This is a genomic window from Ruminococcus sp. N15.MGS-57 (assembly GCF_000980385.1).
GTDB lineage: Bacteria > Bacillota > Clostridia > Oscillospirales > Ruminococcaceae > Hominimerdicola > Hominimerdicola aceti.
Map to the genome: position 1 here is coordinate 42,602 of NZ_LARF01000013.1, position 19,297 is coordinate 61,898.

The following is a 19,297-nucleotide window of genomic DNA, read 5'->3' on the forward strand; positions in this document are numbered from 1 at the left end:
GTGGCTGAGCATAAAGTGATAGAGAAAGCAGACAGCGAGGAAGAAAAGAAAAAACGCAAACTGCTTATTATAAAAATAATACCAGTTGCAGTGCTGGCATTTATACTTATTGCGGTCAGTCTGGCTTGGTTTACCATTGATAAAGCTCTTGATCTTGATTCATTTGGAATGAAAAGCGTAGATTCGCCATTTGAACTGAAAACAGTAGGCAGTGCCAATGTGCTTAAAGCTGAGATACTTGACAGCAATGACTACTCTAAGGTGTCTGATGGGAGCAACATCACTTCTGACGAGAACAACAAGATCTACTGGCTTCTTGATGAAGAAAGCGGTATGACGAATGGTATTAATCCTGGTAGTCATGGAAAGCTTACTTTTTATGTTGTCCCGAACCAGTCTGGAGAAATGGAGATACAGTTCAAGCTGAGTATCACGGGGTATGCAGAGAATAAAAACGAAGACTCTGTTTCTTATGAAAAGGTTACTGAAGAAGAAGTAACTAGATTTATGAATGGACATATCATGTTTTTTGAGAAATATGATGAGAACAATCACACATATTCCGATTTTCTTCATGATGAAACATTCACAAGGACGTTTAAAGATTGTAAAGTAGACGTTCCGCAGGAAGTGAACGTATATTGGGTGTGGCCGAACACGCTTGGTCAGGTACTAATGAAAAGCACAGATGAAAATCTGACAGAGAAAAATGTGCTGTTTGATGATGACAGTAAAGAACGTTTGAATTTTGCGGAATATATAAATGGTAATTTAAACTTGTTCTTGTCAGGTGATGCCGATAAAGAACAAAATAAAAAGGTTATTGAGAATATACTTAATGGTGATAAATACAGCACAGCACAGTTATCATCACTAAGCTCCATGTATAATGACGCTGACGAAAAGATAGGTACAAAGGTGCAATATATCCTTGTTGAACTAAACGTATAGATAAGAATATTAACTTTGCACGGAGGCAGTTGAAAGTGAAAGCTAATAGAAATCAGAAAATTAATAGAATATGCCACAAGCTTTACAGCAAGTATCGCAAGAATGTTATTTCTTTAGTTACCGCTGCCGTATTGCTTGTCACGAGTATGCCTCTTGCAGACATTTCAGGTGTTGTGTCTAAAATGGTATCAACTGTCACCAATGCTATTACGGCTATGGCGGCAGATACATATACTGACATTTCTAATGATATCAAAAATGGCGTTTATACCATACAGAATGCAGACGATTTTAAAAAGCTTCTTAATGCAGATCCTGCTGACTATCAGAAAATCACAATATTGTTTTCAAACAACCAATCTCAGTTTAAGGCTTCTGATTTTACAGGAATAGAAAAAGGACTTGGCAATGAAGAATATCCTTTCATGGGAACAGTCAAAGCAAATGAGGGTTCAGCTATTAATCTTCCTATTAATTTTGCTCTGTTTGAATATCTTAGTGACAGTGCAAATTTAGATACTATTATTTTTGTCAGACCGGAAGAAAAAAATTCAGCTTTGCTTGCTGAGAATGTTATACACGGTGATGTGGCTTCAGCTAATAAGTGGAAAATAAAAGCTGATCCTGTAGATGATTCAGGTGCTACAATTTATAAATCCTTCACGTCTGTTATAGGCAATATGAAAAATGGAGCAAATGTCGATCTGGATATCACTCTAAGTAATGGTGTCCAGGTGGAAGTATCAGGCGGGGATAATGCAGGCCTTGCTTGTGGCACTATGGACGAAAACACAAGTCTTGCTGTAAGCTTGTCAAGTAGTTCGCTTGACGTTTCTGGCAAATCGAGCGCAGGTGTATTTGTCGGAAAAATGAGTGCTGGTGCAACACTGAACATCGACAAGTGCGACACCTTGACAGGTGTAAATGTATCCGCAAACAACGCAGGCGGACTTGTGGGCAGTGCAGAGAATGCAGAAATAAATGTTGGCGAAGGTATCACCCTTACCATGACCGGAAGCGTTACAGGCTCTGTAACTGCGGGCGGTCTTTTCGGCTCTTATGCATACAGTAAAGCCAATGAAAAGACATTTGACATTTCAAAATTCAGTGGCATTAAAATGGCACTTGCTTGTTCATCAGGAGATACCGCTGACAGTGCGGCTGTTGGTTCTGTTTTCGGACTGCTGACAAACAGCGCAGATAGTGCAAAAATTAGTATCACGGGCACCGCTAATGATACTATTATTTCAAACTTTAATGGCACTGTCAGGGCAGGCTTTTATGGTGGTATTGTCGGAAGATATTCTGCTAATGCTCTTAGCTCTGAACTAGCACTAAGTGATATCACTGTAAATGTGACTGGCTCATGCAATGCCCTTGATTTTGGCGGCCTTATTGGTAAGATAGGTGATAACAGCAAGGCTTATGTAAGCATCAAGAATACCACTATAAGTATCAAAAATTCCACATCATCACAAAATAATTATGGCGGACTTGTGGGCTATGCAGATCAGGCTTTTATTAATGTTGGCGGCAAAGTCACAGTTACAGCAGCTGATGTTTCTGCAAACCAGAGCGTAGGTGGTATTGTTGGCAAATTTAATAAAAATGGCGTTGTAAGGCTTGGCGGTGAAACAAACCTTTCAGGCTTTTATCCTAAAGACCCTAACAAAAACGGATGTCAGATAGTAGGAAATAGAGGCAATGCTTTGATCTATAGCTTAAGCGGCTGGTCATTTACAAGGACATCTTCAAAAGTCATAGACGATATGGATTGGGGCGGAGTGCTTCGCCTTAACAATTCCGATCTGCTTGAGAGTGCTGACGGTGTTCTGTCTTATGATGGATCAGGGCATACTGTTACAATAAATGGATTTCCTAATAATAATATAACCATAAGCAATAGGGCAGATTTTGCCCGTGCGGCTTTGATAATGCAGCATGATAGCAATGATTTTGTTAAGTATAGCGGTGCTAGCAGGGCAGATATGCTTGCGGCAAATATCAGCCTTAGTGCAGATGTTGATATAAGCGACACAGGTCTAACCGGCTTTATGCGTGATAATGGTGAGGATACATTCACAGGCACTCTGAATGGCAATAGTCATGAACTTACCATGACAGTGGGAACAGAAAATGATAAAATAGTTTTCCATACTCACAACGGACTTTTTGCAAAGACAAGCGGTGCAAAAATAAGCAATTTAATGCTTGTTTCAAACTTTAATATTGTCGGTGATAATGTTTCTGGCGGTGATGCTTGTTATATTGGTTCTATATCTGCATACAACAGCGGAGCTTTGACTATTGACAGCGTGACCGCCAATGTGACCGCATCTCCAAGTGGAGATTTTACAAACTTTGTTGGCGGTCTTGTGGGGTGTGTTACCGATGTTGCTAGTGCAACAACCGACATTTCATTCAATAACTGTACTCTTAATGTCACCCTTAAATATAACAGTACAAAAGCAAATGACTGCACTGTTTTGGGCGGAGTTATTGGAATTGTTGATGGAGCAAAAACTGAAATTACAAAAAAAATCGTTTTTGATGAAGTAACGGTCAATGGCTCAATTGAGGATAAACATACAGGCTCTAATGCAAGAGTAGGCGGACTTATTGCTGAAGTTAAAGCAGTTGATGACAAAGGATTGAAAACGAATACAACGATTTGTAATAAAATAGATATAAAAAAAGTAGACATCAATGGTTTGACAATTACAACCAATGTAAATAAAACAGGAAGCACAAGTGGTGGCTTTTTGGGACATAACTGGTATAGGGTCAAGGTTACGCTTTCTGATTTGAAAATATCGAATTCTAAATTAAATGCTAGTAGTTATGAGCTTGGAGGTCTCGTTCTTTCAACAACAGGATATTGGAATGTTAAAACTATCCATTTCGCAAATGATGTTAAAATTTCTAATAGCCGTTGCTTTAGATTTGGTATGCTTTCAGGAACACTATTTGGAAGAAGCTATGATTCATATGGTTTTGATTATATGAATGCAATTAATTATAATAAAGCTATTTGTGGTTCAGATGCAACATATTTTGAACTGACTGGAATAGGTGATAAAGGCTATGTTATAGATGACAGTACAGAACTCAGTTTGAGCAAATGTGAATATTTTGATGAAATAACTAGATCAAGTATTTATGGTGATGCTGCAAACCCTGTATCAGGTCAGAACGCCATAATTTCTATTCCTGCTGTTACAGATAGCGGAGAGCGATTACTCTATACGGACGGAAAGAAGTGCAATACTTATCAGAATCAGACTAAAAAAGACAAAAGCAACACCACTGATTGGAAATCAAATCCAAGTGCAAGGTATTATTATAATCTTGATGTATACAGGACAAATTATGTTAATGAAACAGGCGGAGCTAAAGCTACTGTATGGAGTGCAAGAGTTTTTGCGGCGTCAAACATAAAAAAATATATTTGTGATAATGACCCTGGTTTCCCTAAAGATGAAACAATAGATTTGCGTAGATATTCTTATTATCCTGTTGATACGAATAACCTAACTATTAGTTCAAGTTCAACTATTATTTTTGACAATAAAGGCTTTAATATGTCTGAAAAAGTGTTAAATAATAACCAGCCTCGTCATACGAATGGTAATGATAGTGTTAATCCTAGTAAAAACGATGATTCTCGTACACAACATTACATGATGCAATGCGGACTTTTCAGAAATGAAAATGGAGCTGTTACCATAAGTGGTAAACTGACCTTTAAGGGAAATATTGGTAAGGTGAATGGTGGTTCAGGTGCGTTGGTTTGCGGCTCGGTTGCTGACGACACCAATACTACAAAAAAATCTGTCAAAATTACCGGCAGTATCGTTCTTGATGATCTGTATGTGAATGACGGTGAAACAATAAGCGACTATGCCCCTTTGCTTATAAATAAGATAGGCAACATGACAGAGATCACTATACAGAATGTGTCACAGAAAAAACACAGTAGGACTACTGCTAAATATGATAAAGGCGATCAGAATTATGCTGCAACAAGCCTTATAGGCAATGTAGGAAGCGAAAAGGGTCAAAATATATCTCTGACTTTCTCAAATATCAAGCTTGACGCAAGTAATGAAAATTCAATTTTCAAAAATGCTACTTTGCTTGAAAGCTTTCAGCATTCTGACGGTGCAGGCTCTTCTGCAATATACAACTATAAATGGGATGACGATTGGGGTACAGACTCAGCTGGCAATATTAAGCATAATGTAACCTACGGAAAAGAAGTGTCTGACACCATAAAGAATCGTGTAGATAATGTGAGCAGGCAGAATAAGTATCATGGCGATTGGAGTAAAGATGACAGGTATACTTCCTCTGTCAAAAATAACGCAACAGAGGAATATAGCTTTGCTAGTTACAAGCCATATGTTGCTAAATCGTATGATACCACCCAAAACTATGATGAGATAGACGTAAACCTTGAGCGACCTTATCTTGACGAGGGTTGCGGAACATACTCTGATCCATATATCCTTGACGCTTCCACACTTGCAGAGGTCGCACGAGTTATCAGTACAGCCGCACCTACAAATGGCTGGGAAGTAAACTATAATGCAAATGTTTCTGCCGATAAATCGACTGTTAATGCTAATAGTGCTTTTTGCAAAGGCACTAATCATAAAACTTATACTTATGATGAAACAGGCAATTTCGTAAGCGGAAAGGAAAAAGTTTCAAAAGATAACATGATCAAATATCTTTGCGAGGCTTATTACAAGATAAATGATGATATAGTTCTCGGCAGTTCTTTTGCAGGTCTTGGCGGAACATCAAACAGTTTCGTTTTCAGGGGCGTTATTGTTGGACAGCAGAGATCCGACGGAACATATCCAACTATCACCAATAATTCTGCAAGCCCTCTCATCAGGTTCAGCAGCGGAAGTGTTGTAAAAGATATCAATATAGTATATACCAATGAAGTAACGCTTTCAAAAAACAATAATAATAAATTAAACTATAGTACCAAAAAGACGGAGTATTATGGCGGTGTTATGGGCGTTGTGTTCGGTGGAGATAATATCATTGATAATGTCAAGGTAACAAATCCTAATATAAAATTTGCAAATAACGATAACAGCAAACAACATCTCATTACTGCAGGCGGATATGTTGGCGCCATAGTTTACGGCGGCGTTATTTTCAGAAATATGGACAACGTTGCCAAAGATAGTGCGCTTACAACCAGCAATACTGAGGCAGTGGGTGAAGACGTATATACCAATCTTTTTATCAATCCATATATAGGCAGAGTTGTAAACGGCTTTGCTATCGAAGAGGGAACAACGTTTGGTAAGTCAACTAACCTTAACAATGGCAGGAAAAATTATCTCATCACGCAGTTTAATAGTGAGCTAAGTGATGATGAGAAATTAAATGTTATTGCCGGCACGACCAATACCATTGAAGTGCCTAATGCACAGGCGTTGTTTATGCTGTCTATCATATCACAGTCCGGTATGGGATATACAGACCGTAATAAAAATACTTGCGGCTATGGTCACTATACTTTTACTCGAAATGCAGACTATTCAAAAGTTGGCACAGCTACATTGACTTCTGATGATACAGATTACAAAACTGCGATCTCAGATTATCAAAGACTTGAAAAGGCTACAAGCAGGGAATTTGAAAAGAAAAATTCTGTAATGCTAAAAAAATATACAAAGCCAAGTGAACAAGGTCTTTATGAAGCAAAGTGGGCACACGAATTAAATAAGAACTTTACTGTTAATCTCACAGGAAATAAAACCTATGACCTCACCGGAACCGGTTTTCGTGGTATAAATCAGTTGTTTGATGCAAAGGATAGTAACCTTGGCGACATTAAATGTGATTATACTTTGTCTTTGACAACTATCCAGGGAAATAATCAGACTATAAAGCTCGATACAGATATAAAAGCCTATGCTGTGAAAATAACAGATAACAATGGCGGTAACACTATTGAAATCCAAGATATGGATAACTATAAATATCGTACCGCATTTGCCTCCGTAAAAGGAGTTGGATTGATAAACTGTTCAACGTATGCTTTAACTGTAAATAACCTTAAGCTTTCCGGCAAGATCAGCGTTAAGACGTATAACTACGATGGACAATCGTATGTTAATGAAGACCTTTCTACAGGTGGTATTGTTGGCGGAGTACAGAGTTCTTGCACGTTTAGCGGAATAACATTGACCGATCTTGAAATATATGGCGCATATACTGTGGGAGGACTTATAGGAAAGTCAACAAATGATATCAATATAAGTAACGTTAAGTCTGAAAACAGTGGCGTTTATGTGTATGGCGGATTTGAAACAGGCGGTCTTGTGGGAAATTCTCAGAAAGGCAGCGAATTCGCTGTTAATAATTCTAATATAAAAATTAATAAAGTTGAATTTGCTAATCTTGATAAAGGCACAAAAACTTGGTTTGGCGTAGGTGGAATCGCAGGTTCTGCAAATATCAAAACGACAATAAGCAATGTTCAGCTTACAGCCTATAATGAAGATAGCTTTATCGGTTCAAAAAAAGACAATAAACCCCTTGCAACCCAGACAATGAACGAGGGCGGTCTTATAGGACTGTCTAACGGAGCCTGCACAATAACAAACACAAGCGTCAGCGTCGATGTTTATGGTAGTAATGCCGGTGGATTCGTTGGAATAAACAAAAACCAGTTGTCTATCAATGACTGTTACTATGGAGGAACATCTGAAACATCAGCTTGCGGTGTTTATGGCTATACAAGTTCAGGCGGAATGGTCGGCACACAGAATGCGGCTGTGACTATATCAAAGTCTGCTGTAAAAAATGCAACGATAGGTATACCAACCGCTAAAACTGGTGATGCAGGTATCGGAGGTTATGTTGGTATAAAAGCTAATGGTGATCTGAAGATATCTGATTGTGAAGTCAACAATGTTACTCTGTCAGCAGAAGATAAGTCCAATGGTGCAGGTGCAGGCGGTGTGATCGGTCATAATGACCGTGGAAGCACATATGCTTATGATATTCTCATAAATAAATTAGGCTATGTAAGAGGCAACAACAGCGTATCTGTTTCTAACTTGATAGGTTGGAACTATGATAAAAGTCTATCATCTAAATTTATTGGAGTATCGGTAAATAACACGGATTGTTTACCTGATATACAGTATAATGCTTCACAGATACCTACCAACTTTACCGCAGTTCATACTGACTATAACGGCGTTCAGAATAATACTCAAAATATCGGCGAGGGAAGCAGGACACACGTTGATATCTATTCACCTTATGTCAATATAAACCCAAGCGTTCCTGTCGGCGGTAAGACTTTCGCAGGCGATCTTGTTGGCGGAAATATGCAGACTATCATCAGTGACGCTGCTTCTTATACGAATGGCACAGCCAAAAAATCCTATGGCATAAACAGTACTATAAAGACATATGCAGAGGATCTGGCTAATTCAAAGCTTACAACATTTCGTCAGGCCTCTGAGCTTGATGTTCAGGAGCTGAACGATCTTCCAGTTTTGCTTATAGATGATAACTCATCGTTGAATATCACACAAATGCTCGCAAAGTATATCTCAGTTCTGACAAATTGTGATGTTTGCGACAGCAGTTCAAATAAGCTGAAAACAACAGATCTTATGAATGTAAGCACAGCGACTTATGTGTATGATAACGATGTTTTGAAAAAATCAGACAAAAGCACTCTTACGTTTAACAGCAAGACAGGATATTTCAAGGTCACAGACGGTCAGTATGACAATGACGGCACAAACAGATTTACTGTCATTACTCTTGATTATATCGACCCAACGGGAAGTGGCAAAACTGCTCTTAGACTTCATATTCCTGTTTTTGTAAGAAAGGTGCTTGATTTCAGCTTCCAATCTTACGTTATCTCAGGCACAGACTATAACCATTCTCACTATACGGATAAAACAAAGCTTGCTTTTGAGAGCTTTGATGCACCTGTTACTACTTATTTTAAATATTCCTATTACAAATCCGCTAACGAATGGGAAAAAATGCTCAATAACGGTGACAGTCTGCTTTGGAGCTTTGATAAAAAGCTTTATCTTATTGGTGATAGTGCCACTGACAGTGGTGTGCTTACCGATGATACAAAGCTAACTCTTGTTGATGCAAATAACAATGACAAGACTTATCATTCTACCGCAAGTGATGCTAAGTTTAATAAAACAACTGGTGAGCTTGACTTGACAAATATAAGTGGCTTTAAACCGGTTACAATGAATGATGTACTGTTAAGATATGCGTCGGTAACAGCTAAAGAATCATCTGACGGAACACTTGTTGAGGCAGATGATGAAGCTACAGCTACTGTAAAAACAAGCGACGGCAAGTATTATAGACCTGCTGGGGAGGCTGAAACAGGCACTTATAAGATAACTGTTTCAGCGAATAGTGATACACCAAAAAATGATAATGACGAAATGATAATAAGCGAGAACTATTATCTCACTATCAATATTCCGGAAACGGGAAGCACAAAAAAAGTCATCAAGAACTTTGTGAATTATTATAGCGGTAATAAGCCAAGAAAGCTCAATGGCAATATTCCTACAAACCTTGTCCAAGTGACAAATAATGACACTGGCGCATATGTTATTGCAAACTTTTTTACACAGCTAGTAAGTGTGACGGCTCATGACCCAGAGGAGATAACAGCGTCAAATAATTTTGTCCGTGCGACAATGACGTCAAAGATAAGCATTGATCGGAGCCTTAGAGATACATTTAATGGCTATAAGAGTGACGATTTCAATATGTATCAGGCGTTTAAATTCTCTATGAAGAACTTTGATGAAAACGATGCGGGAGCTAATGCAAAGATCATTGCAGGAACTTCGGTGAATGTTGATTACAGCATTTTAAACAGTTCAGACACAGAGTTATCAAACGCAAAAATAAGCAAGACTGAGACACTTTCAGAAGCTAAAGACAGCTATATGCTGATGTATCCCGATTCGGTCTACGATTATATCAATAGTGACACAAATGGTTCTATAACTGTCAAGGCTGATATCAGCTTAACTTATGGTACTGCAGGGATCATAGATCAGTTTCCTGAGCGTAAGGACGGGGATACAAAAACCGGTATAGGAGTAAATGCGGCGTCTTATGTTGCATATAGCCAGAACAATATTGAGAACAGCTCTATCTCTGCAAGTGGAGTTATGCCTGCCAGACGCTACTATAGAAAGGCAATGACGGTGGCACAGCTAAACTATAACGTTGCAGAGTCAACGGTTCTTGAGTCGAAGGATTCACCATTTTCGCAGCTTGGTATCAATGCCAAAGATATGACTACAGAAGAAATGGCAATAACAGCAAATGCTATCTATGATCTGTCTGCTTTGAGCCGATCAACAAAGGACAGTGGCAAAAAAATACAGTATACAATGAGGTTGTATGTTAAAGACAATAGTGGCGATTATAAGCAGACAAACGATATTAGCAAATACCTCAGTAGCTTTACTTTGGAAAACGCCACATCAAGCAGCGGTCTGAATGGCAAGGAGTGCGTTTTTACCACTGACTATAATGGGGAAGAACAAAACACAGCCGTTACGAAATTTACAGTAAAAACAGGCAAGGCTTTTGAGGAGCAGGGACTTACCTATGCGAACTACAGAGTTGAGCTTACCGCAGTATTGCTTAATGACAACAACTCAGTTGTTAATGGAACTACCTCAAGCGACTATGTTGTTTACACAAACGCAAAAATAGAAACAGGCTTTATAAATTCATAATAAGCAGGCATTTTCAGGAGAAAATCATGACAAAAAGCATTTTTGGAAAATTCAGAAAATTAGAAAAAAAGAAGAAGCTCCAGCTAGTCATAGCAGTATCCATCTCGGTGGTACTGCTTGTGGCACTGCCTGTTTATGCGTGGTTTACTCACAAACGTTCTATTGCTCTTACAACAAAAATAAATGCCCCTACTCAGCTTTATATCACCGCAGGAAACAAAGAATCTGTGGCAAATCTTGAAATGGCAGATATAGACGTTGAGAACGGCAGTTATAAAGACTTTGTTTTCGGCATAGGCGGGGCAGACGTGCAACAATATCAAATACAGCTTGCACATACAACGAATATCCCTTTTGAGTATGAGATATACCGTGCGAAAAGCGTCAGTGAAACTGAAAAATCAGAAGCTGTCGTTTATGTTTCTGATGAAGAGAATAAAACGTTTTATTACAAAATAGACGGCAATAAGATCTCGGGACATTATCTCAATCAGCAAGGTTCGGAGATACTTGCTAACAGCACACTTCACGAAAAGTCTTATGACAGCTACGGCAATGTTCAGAAAAATTCCGAAGCACTTTATTGGCAATCGGATACACTGACGGTAATTGACAATAAAGATCCGTTTTGCGATTATTTTATAATAAGAGTAAAATGGAATAAAAACGTCCAAAACAATAAAGAAACTGATATGGTCTACCTGACAGTTCAGAGAAAGTAATAAATCACAAAATAGAGAGGAGGGTGGCTGTTATGAAAGACAAATTTATAAAAAAGCTTAAAAGATCGTGGCTTGCAATATGGATAGCTTTTGTGGCAGCCGCACTCAGTACTATTGGCGTCCTGGCGGCTTATACCAGCGTTTCAAGTGTAAAGCGAGTTGTGTCCACACAAAAGGGAGCTGGTATGCTGTTTTCATCTAATTATCTTACAACAGATGAAAATGATCTTCCAAGGACGATAACTTTTAGCAGTATGGAAAACTCGCCTTGTGTGACAGTCAATGTGTGCAACTATCCGCAAACATTGATAAAGCATAATGACAAGGATATCACATACACTTTGACAGTCGAGCTTGTGGACAGCAACGGAAATGTCGTTACCGGAGAAGAAACTGCAAAATACTCAGTTGAATATAACGGTGAAAAAAAGACTTTTGGAAGCAATTCAAAAATAGAGTTTTCACTTCTTAAACTTATGGCTGACGATTTCAACAAGCATGAATTTGTGCTGACTTTTGATAAGTCACAGCTCACAAAGTCTGACATATACATGAGAGTGACAGCCACTCCTACAAATCAGGCAGAGTTGAAACCGCTCTCCGCAAAGCTTGGCGTTATCTATATAAATAATAACACATCAGCAACATGGACAGGCACATTCATCGACAATGCTACCTCGACTAAAGATCTTGACGGCTTCAACTACCGCCTGTCAGGCAGTGGCGAGGGTACTGTCACCCTGACTTGGAATACGAACTATGTTGATATCAGCCCATGGTTTAAGAATACTTATGATCTGACTATTTCAAAGGACAGTTCTGGCATAGCCACTGCCACTTTAAAAGTCAATTCTGCTGAAAAAAATCAATATGACATTCAGTTTTATCGAACGAACGGCATTAACAGTGCAGAGCAGTGGTCTGACGGTAATCATACCGATATTACGGTGACTGGTACGGGATTTGTTTCAATGAGTTTCACTCAAAGCACAGCGACAGAAAATTAGAATATGTACAAAAAAACGGACTGCACACAAAATGCAGTCCGTGTATTTTTTCTGTAGGGGCGAACAGTGTTCGCCCGTTTTTTTATATCCGTATAATGTCCAAGTACGAAAGCTTAGAGTGCAGACTTCAAAGCCTCAGCAAGCTGAGCAGGACATGATGTGCCACGTCCGTTGCAGTCGATACCCTCAAGTCTGTCAATAACGTCTTGAACCTTCATGCCCTCAACAAGCTTTGATACACCCTGTGTGTTGCCATTACAGCCACCTGTGAAATGCACTTTCTTTACGATACCGTCCTCTACTTCGATATCTATTTTTCTTGAACATACTCCCTTTGGAGTGTAGCTTATCGTTGCCATTTGAAAAACCTCCTAAATTCTTGCTACGCCTGTTTCTCTTGCAGCCTTTGCCACAGCCTCAGCCACAGCGACCGGTACTGACCTGTCAAAAGAGTTCGGCAGAATAAATTCCGCACTGAGCTTGTCCTCAGGCACACAGCCTGCGATAGCCTTTGCGGCAGCCATTTTCATTTCCTCGTTGATGTCAGAAGCCCTTACTGCAAGTGCCCCCTTGAAAATTCCAGGGAAAGCGATAACGTTGTTTATCTGGTTAGGGAAGTCTGAACGTCCTGTGCCAACGATAAACGCACCTGCCGCCTTTGCTTCGTCAGGCATTATCTCAGGAGTCGGGTTAGCCATTGCGAAAAGTATAGGCTTATCATTCATGGATTTAACCATGTCAGCGGTCACAAGCTTTGGCTTGGAAACACCTACGAAAGCGTCTGCACCCTTGAGTGCGTCGGCAAGAGAGCCATGGAGCTTGTTCTTGTTTGTGACCTTAGCCATTTCAGCGTGAGCCTCGTTAAGATAATCATCGCCCTCGCAGATTATGCCCTCACGGTCTACCATGATAAGGTTGCCGATACCAAGAGAAAGCAAAAGCTTTCCTATAGCACAGCCGGCTGCACCTGCGCCGTTTATAACAAGTGTAATATCCTCTATCTTCTTGTTTGCTACCTTGCAGGCGTTCATAAGTGCCGCACCAACAACGATAGCAGTTCCGTGCTGATCGTCATGGAAAACAGGAATATCAACTTTTTCTTTAAGCTTAGCCTCTATCTCAAAGCATCTTGGAGCGGCGATATCTTCAAGATTTATACCACCGAAGCTGTCTGATATCATGGCGATAGTGTTTACTATTTCGTCAACGTCATTGGACTTTATGCAAAGTGGAAAAGCGTCAACGTCTGCGAACTCCTTGAAAAGTGCACACTTGCCCTCCATAACAGGCATACCTGCCAGACCGCCAATATTGCCAAGACCAAGCACAGCAGAGCCGTCTGTGATAACAGCCACAAGATTTGCACGTCTTGTAAGCTCATATGAAAGGTCAGGATCTTTCTGTATCTCAAGGCAAGGCTGAGAAACGCCAGGTGTGTAAGCCAGCGTCAGGTCTTTTGCATTGTTTACCTTTGCTCTTGAGCAGACCTCTATCTTGCCTTTCCATTCTCTGTGTTTCTGTAGGGATTCTTCCATTACGTTCATTTTATACAGTCCTCTCTATTACAGCCAAACTAGGCTTTGTTACGCATTAAAGGAACATTACCGCATGATAATGTCCCTTTATTATACCATATTATTTCTCCGTTTTCACAGCCGCTTTGTTAGCTTTTTGTGAATTTATATGAATGAGCTTGAACAGCTTATCAAGATTTTCCTTGTCAGTGGTCATGCTTCCGATATGTGTCATAGTCTCATTATACAGACCGTGGAAGTCAGAGCCACCAGTCACTATCAGGTCATGTTCCTTTGCGATATCCACAAGCTTCTGCTGTTGAGTTGGAGTAGCAGAGTAATGATAAGCTTCAATTCCGTCAAGTTTGCCTGCCTCGATAAGCTCAAGTAGCAGTTCGGTGTTGTTGAACATAACAGGGTGTGCCATTACTGCCACGCCCTTTGCGGAGTGTATAAGGTCAAGCACAAAGTTTACGTCAGGATATTCACGGGTCACAAGACATTCGCCGTTTGGATATGCAAAAAGCTTGTCGTTCACAGAGCCGTAAAGCTCAGTGGCATAGCCGTAATTCACTAATGCTCTCATGATATGCTGTTTAAAAATGCTCTTTGAACTTTTCGTGTAGTGCAGTACAGCATCGGCAGGGATAGGATATCTTGCCATTACCTTTTCTATCATTTCCTTTGCACAGTCTTTTCTTATCTGGCATGACTTCAGGCAAAGACCTTCCAGCCTGTCTGGCTTCTGCGGTGCATAGCACAGAATGTGTACTTTTGAATTGCGCTTCTTGTCCCATGCGGAAAGCTCTACCGCAGGAATGACCTTGACCCCATAACGTTCGCCAAGTATTTGCGCTCTGTTTGATGATGAAAGAGTATCATGGTCTGTTATCGCAAGAAAGTCAAGTCCCATTCTTTTTGCCTGAACAATGACCTCTTCTATACCAAGCGAGCCGTCAGACAGTGTTGTGTGACAATGCAGATCTCCTGTCATACCTTTGTTCCTCCAAATCTATAAAATATATCTGTCATTTTCTGTATATATAGTACAGTCGTTAAATTTGACTAAATAATTATAACATATTTTATATACATTTGCAAGCACTTTTGAACAATTTACACAAAATTTGCACGAAAATTATATTATTTTGTCGTATATGACAAATCTACAGTGTCGAAATAGTGCGATTTAACGAAATATCAGAGCTTATATCCGAAGAATTTTTCGCAAAACCATACGTTTTTAACCTGAAAGCTCTTGCCGTTTAGATATTCAAGTATACCTGCGTCAGTGGTGAATTTGAATGTAAGCTTGTACGAATAAAGTGCCTGCGTTTTCACATTGTATGCACGGTTGACTTTATTTATTCCGTATTTGCCGTCACCGAGAAGTGGATAGCCAATGTGAGCAAGATGCGCCCTTATCTGATGCGTCCTGCCTGTGATGAGGTCAACTTCGAGAAGTGCAAGGTCATCAGCCTTGTTTTCCGCAAGCACACGATAAGAGGTTATCATGGTGCGGCTGCCCTGAAACTTTTTGTCAGATACCTTGACAGTTTTTGTCGCCTCGTCCTTTTGATGATAAGCCGTGAGCCGAGCAGACTTTTCCTTTGGTATGCCCAATGTCACACAAAGATAAAGCTTTTCAAGTTCTCTGTCTTTAACTTTCTGATTAAGCACACGCAAACTTTCAGCATTTTTCGCACATATGACGATTCCCCCGGTGTTGCGGTCGATCCTGTTGCAAAGGGCAGGAGCAAAAGACAGCTCCTCCTCAGGACGGTATTCGCCCTTTTCATAAAGATAGTGCTGTATCCTGTTTATGAGTGTGTCCGCCGAGCCGCTTTCGTCCTCGTGCACCACAAGTCCGCACTTTTTGTCGCAGAGGATAATATTCTCGTCCTCGTAAATAATATTCAAAGACGTTGGCGCACTGAGAAAAGCAGGTCTGTCAGCAACTTCGCCCTCGAAAAATTCGTCATTGATGTAAAGCTGCATAACGTCACCGCAAGCAAGCCGTGTGGATATCTCACAGCGTTTGCCGTTGACCTTGATACGCTTTAGGCGCAGATATTTGTACAGCAGATTTTTAGGCAGCTTCGGCACAGCCTTTGTGAGAAACTTGTCAACACGCTGACCTGCGTCATTCTGATTTATTATAAATTCTCTCATGCTATACCTCAGAGCTTCACACGAGCGGAGAATCCTCCGTCAATAAGCTCGTCAAGACCCGTGCTGTCAGCACCGCTTTCACGGAGAAGCAGAAGAATTTCTGACATATCACAGGCTTTGCCTTTACGGCGAGATATTTCCTCTTCACATTTGATAGCATATTGTAAAGGCTTTTTGTCAGCAGGGAAGTTCACATCTGAGCCTTGAGCGATGAGCCATTTGATGAAATCAACGCTGCGTTTGTCGGGCTTGAGAACACCGTCCTGCTCAACAAAGTCAGCACTTTCGATAGCAGTGAGCAGGAAAGTAAGCCCGTTGCTGTCAGTGTCGTTGTAGTCCACATCATCAGAGATGAATAAGAATTTAAGCTCTTCCAGTTCACGCTTTGAGAGGGTGTAGTTGTATTCGTCATATGATCTATTCATGTTACGTCCTCCTGAAATTATTACTATAGTGATATTATAACCTAAAGTGTGGGAGAATGCAAGGGGGGGAGCGGTATTAAGTGAGGAATGAGGAATGAGGAGTGAGAAATGAGGAATGAGGAATGAGGAATGAGGAGAGAGGAGTGAGGAATGGGCAAAGCTGAACAGAGATGTGGACAAGCATCGAGCGTAGCGATTTTGCGGCAGAAGAACCTCTCCAGAACAATCTGTAGGGGCGAACAGTGTTCGCCCGTGCTCAGGATTTGCTGTAAATTCTGAATTGTAGGGGTGCGGTGGGATAATTTTGTTTCTATATCAAAATGTTGTTACCGTGGGTTTGTTTCTTCGACGGGCGAACAGCGTTCGCCCGTGTTCAGGATTTGCTGTAAATTCAGAATTGTCGGGGAGAATTTTTTGCTGCCGAACCTTGTTGTTACCGTGGGTTTGTTTCTTCGACGGGCGAATGGTGTTCGCCCCTACACATACATCGAGCTGATACCGCAGGTTGAGTAACAATACCAGTCCGAAAAATCGTACATATACGCAAATTCAAAAAATATTGATAAAAAAGCCTTTACAATTAAAAATAATTGTAATATAATGATTAAAACAACTGTTCGATTGAGGAGGCATTTATGGATAAGTTTCAGCTTGTTTCAGATTATAAGCTATCGGGCGACCAGCCTGAGGCAGTGGACGCTTTAGTAAAGGGTATCGAAAGCGGTATGAGAGAACAAACGCTTATGGGCGTTACTGGTTCCGGCAAGACCTTTACTATGGCGAACGTTATTGCTAGGATAAACCGTCCAACGCTCGTGCTTGCCCATAATAAGATACTTGCCGCTCAGCTTTGCTCTGAGTTCAAGGAGTTTTTTCCGAACAATGCCGTGGAATATTTCGTGTCCTACTATGACTATTATCAGCCTGAAGCCTATGTGCCTAGCAAGGACGTTTATATCGAAAAGGACAGCTCCGTTAATGACGAGATAGATAAGCTCAGACATTCCGCTACCTCCGCTATTGCTGAACGCCGCGACGTTATTATCGTTGCCAGCGTTTCTTGTATCTACTCCCTCGGTGACCCTGAGGAATATAAGTCCATGGTGGTGTCTATACGTCGTGGTATGGAGAAATCCCGTGACAGGCTTATCGCTGACCTTGTGGGTATCCAGTATGAGCGAAACGATATAAATTTTGTGAGAAACAAGTTTCGTGTCAGGGGAGATGTGGTGGAGATATTTCCTGCAAATTCTACAGACACTGCCATAAGAGTGGAGTTCTTCGGCGATGAGATAGACCGTATCACTGAAATAAACGTAGTGACCGGTGAGGTACTTTGCTCACTTGCTCACGCTGCAATTTTCCCTGCTTCCCATTATATTGTCAGCCGTGATAAAATGCACGACGCTATCGAAGAGATTAAGCAGGAGCTTGACGAGCGTATCAAGTATTTCAAAGACAACGATATGCTTATCGAAGCTCAGCGTATCGCACAGCGTACCAACTATGATATTGAGATGTTGGAGGAGATAGGCTTTTGCAGCGGTATCGAGAACTATTCCCGTGTGCTTGCAAGACGTCCCGCAGGCTCTACGCCATTCACTTTGCTTGACTTTCTGCCTGAGGATTTTGTGCTTTTCGTGGACGAGTCACACGTTTCTCTGCCGCAGGTAAGAGGTATGTATGCAGGCGACAGGGCAAGAAAGCAGACCCTTGTTGACTACGGTTTCAGACTGCCGTCAGCAATGGATAACAGACCGCTGACCTTTGATGAGTTCTATTCTCATATTAATCAGGCGGTGTTCGTGTCCGCTACCCCTGGACCTATCGAGCAGGAAAGGTCACAGCAGATAGTTGAGCAGGTAATAAGACCGACAGGTCTGCTTGACCCTGAGATAATCGTAAAGCCGACTGAGGGTCAGATAGAGGACTTGCTCAGCGAGATAAATATGCGCACAGCTAAAAATCAGCGTGTGCTTGTTACTACTCTCACAAAGAAAATGGCTGAGGATCTCACAAATTATCTCAAGAGCTTTGACGTAAAGGTGAGATATATGCACCACGATATCGACACTATCGAGCGTATGGAAATAATCCGTGACCTGCGTCTGGGCGAGTTCGATGTGCTTGTTGGTATCAATCTTTTGCGTGAGGGTCTTGACCTGCCTGAGGTAACTCTTGTGGCTATACTTGACGCTGATAAAGAGGGCTTTCTGCGTTCTGAAAGCGCACTTATACAGACCATAGGCAGAGCCGCTCGAAACGCTGAGGGCAAGGTAATAATGTATGCCGACACCGTGACACGCTCAATGGAAAAGGCTATCACCGAAACTGAGCGCCGTCGTGCAATACAGATGAAGTTCAACGAAGAGCACGGCATAGTTCCGAAAACTATCGTCAAGGATATAAGAGATGTAATAGAGATATCCACCAAGGAAGAGGTGGAATACGAGGCAAGGCAGAAAACAAAGCTTTCAAAGCAGGAAACTGCAAAGCTCATAGAAAAGCTCACAAAGGAAATGAAAGAGGCGGCAAAGCTGCTTGAATTTGAGCACGCCGCATTCTTGCGTGATAAAATTGCGGAGTTAAAGGGCGAGAAGAAATAAAAAGCCTTGCGAAACATAAAACGGATATACCCCCACAAAACGTGTGTAGGGGTGAACACCGTTCGCCCGCCTGCATACCAATATGTGATTTTTCAATACCAAAAGGAGA

The 19,297-nt window shown here is 40.9% G+C and carries 10 protein-coding genes; 5 read left to right on the forward strand and 5 right to left on the reverse strand.

What is annotated here, in order from left to right; genetic code table 11:
* From WS40_RS04050 to WS40_RS04065, 4 genes are read left to right on the forward strand one after another with little or no spacing between them, the layout of a single operon-like run.
* A complete protein-coding gene (locus tag WS40_RS04050; protein WP_046440387.1) occupies positions 1–951 on the forward strand; it encodes a hypothetical protein in 951 nt (316 codons plus the stop codon).
* Between the two features lie 35 nt (positions 952–986).
* Positions 987–10,742, forward strand: coding sequence for a hypothetical protein (locus WS40_RS04055; RefSeq protein ID WP_046440390.1), 9,756 nt, complete (start codon positions 987–989; stop codon positions 10,740–10,742).
* A gap of 26 nt (positions 10,743–10,768) precedes the next feature.
* Complete coding sequence (locus WS40_RS04060; protein WP_046440391.1) at positions 10,769–11,464, forward strand: hypothetical protein; 696 nt, start codon at positions 10,769–10,771, stop codon at positions 11,462–11,464.
* A 32-nt stretch (positions 11,465–11,496) separates the two neighbouring features.
* Entirely contained in the window at positions 11,497–12,471 is a 975-nt protein-coding gene (locus tag WS40_RS04065; protein ID WP_046440393.1) for a hypothetical protein, read from the forward strand.
* A 113-nt stretch (positions 12,472–12,584) separates the two neighbouring features.
* On the opposite strand, the gene WS40_RS04070 is transcribed toward WS40_RS04065, so the two are convergent.
* The 5 genes from WS40_RS04070 to WS40_RS04090 form a co-directional block, all read right to left on the reverse strand.
* The gene (locus WS40_RS04070) at positions 12,585–12,830 is read right to left on the reverse strand and encodes a TIGR03905 family TSCPD domain-containing protein (RefSeq protein WP_022286682.1); all 246 of its coding nucleotides are present in this window, start codon (positions 12,828–12,830) and stop codon (positions 12,585–12,587) included.
* Between the two features lie 12 nt (positions 12,831–12,842).
* Positions 12,843–14,015, reverse strand: coding sequence for an NAD(P)-dependent malic enzyme (locus WS40_RS04075; RefSeq protein ID WP_046440395.1), 1,173 nt, complete (start codon positions 14,013–14,015; stop codon positions 12,843–12,845).
* A 91-nt stretch (positions 14,016–14,106) separates the two neighbouring features.
* The gene (locus WS40_RS04080; protein WP_046440397.1) at positions 14,107–14,979 is read right to left on the reverse strand and encodes a PHP domain-containing protein; all 873 of its coding nucleotides are present in this window, start codon (positions 14,977–14,979) and stop codon (positions 14,107–14,109) included.
* 206 nt (positions 14,980–15,185) lie between these two features.
* Positions 15,186–16,157: an RluA family pseudouridine synthase gene (locus WS40_RS04085; protein WP_046440399.1), complete on the reverse strand. Its 972-nt coding sequence runs from the start codon at positions 16,155–16,157 to the stop codon at positions 15,186–15,188.
* 8 nt (positions 16,158–16,165) lie between these two features.
* A complete protein-coding gene (locus WS40_RS04090; RefSeq protein WP_022286686.1) occupies positions 16,166–16,582 on the reverse strand; it encodes a hypothetical protein in 417 nt (138 codons plus the stop codon).
* Positions 16,583–17,217: 635 nt separating this feature from the next.
* Here WS40_RS04090 and uvrB point away from each other — a divergent pair.
* Positions 17,218–19,188 (forward strand): excinuclease ABC subunit UvrB, encoded by a 1,971-nt coding sequence (uvrB, locus tag WS40_RS04095; protein WP_046440402.1) that lies wholly within the window; start codon positions 17,218–17,220, stop codon positions 19,186–19,188.
* Positions 19,189–19,297 lie beyond the last annotated feature (109 nt).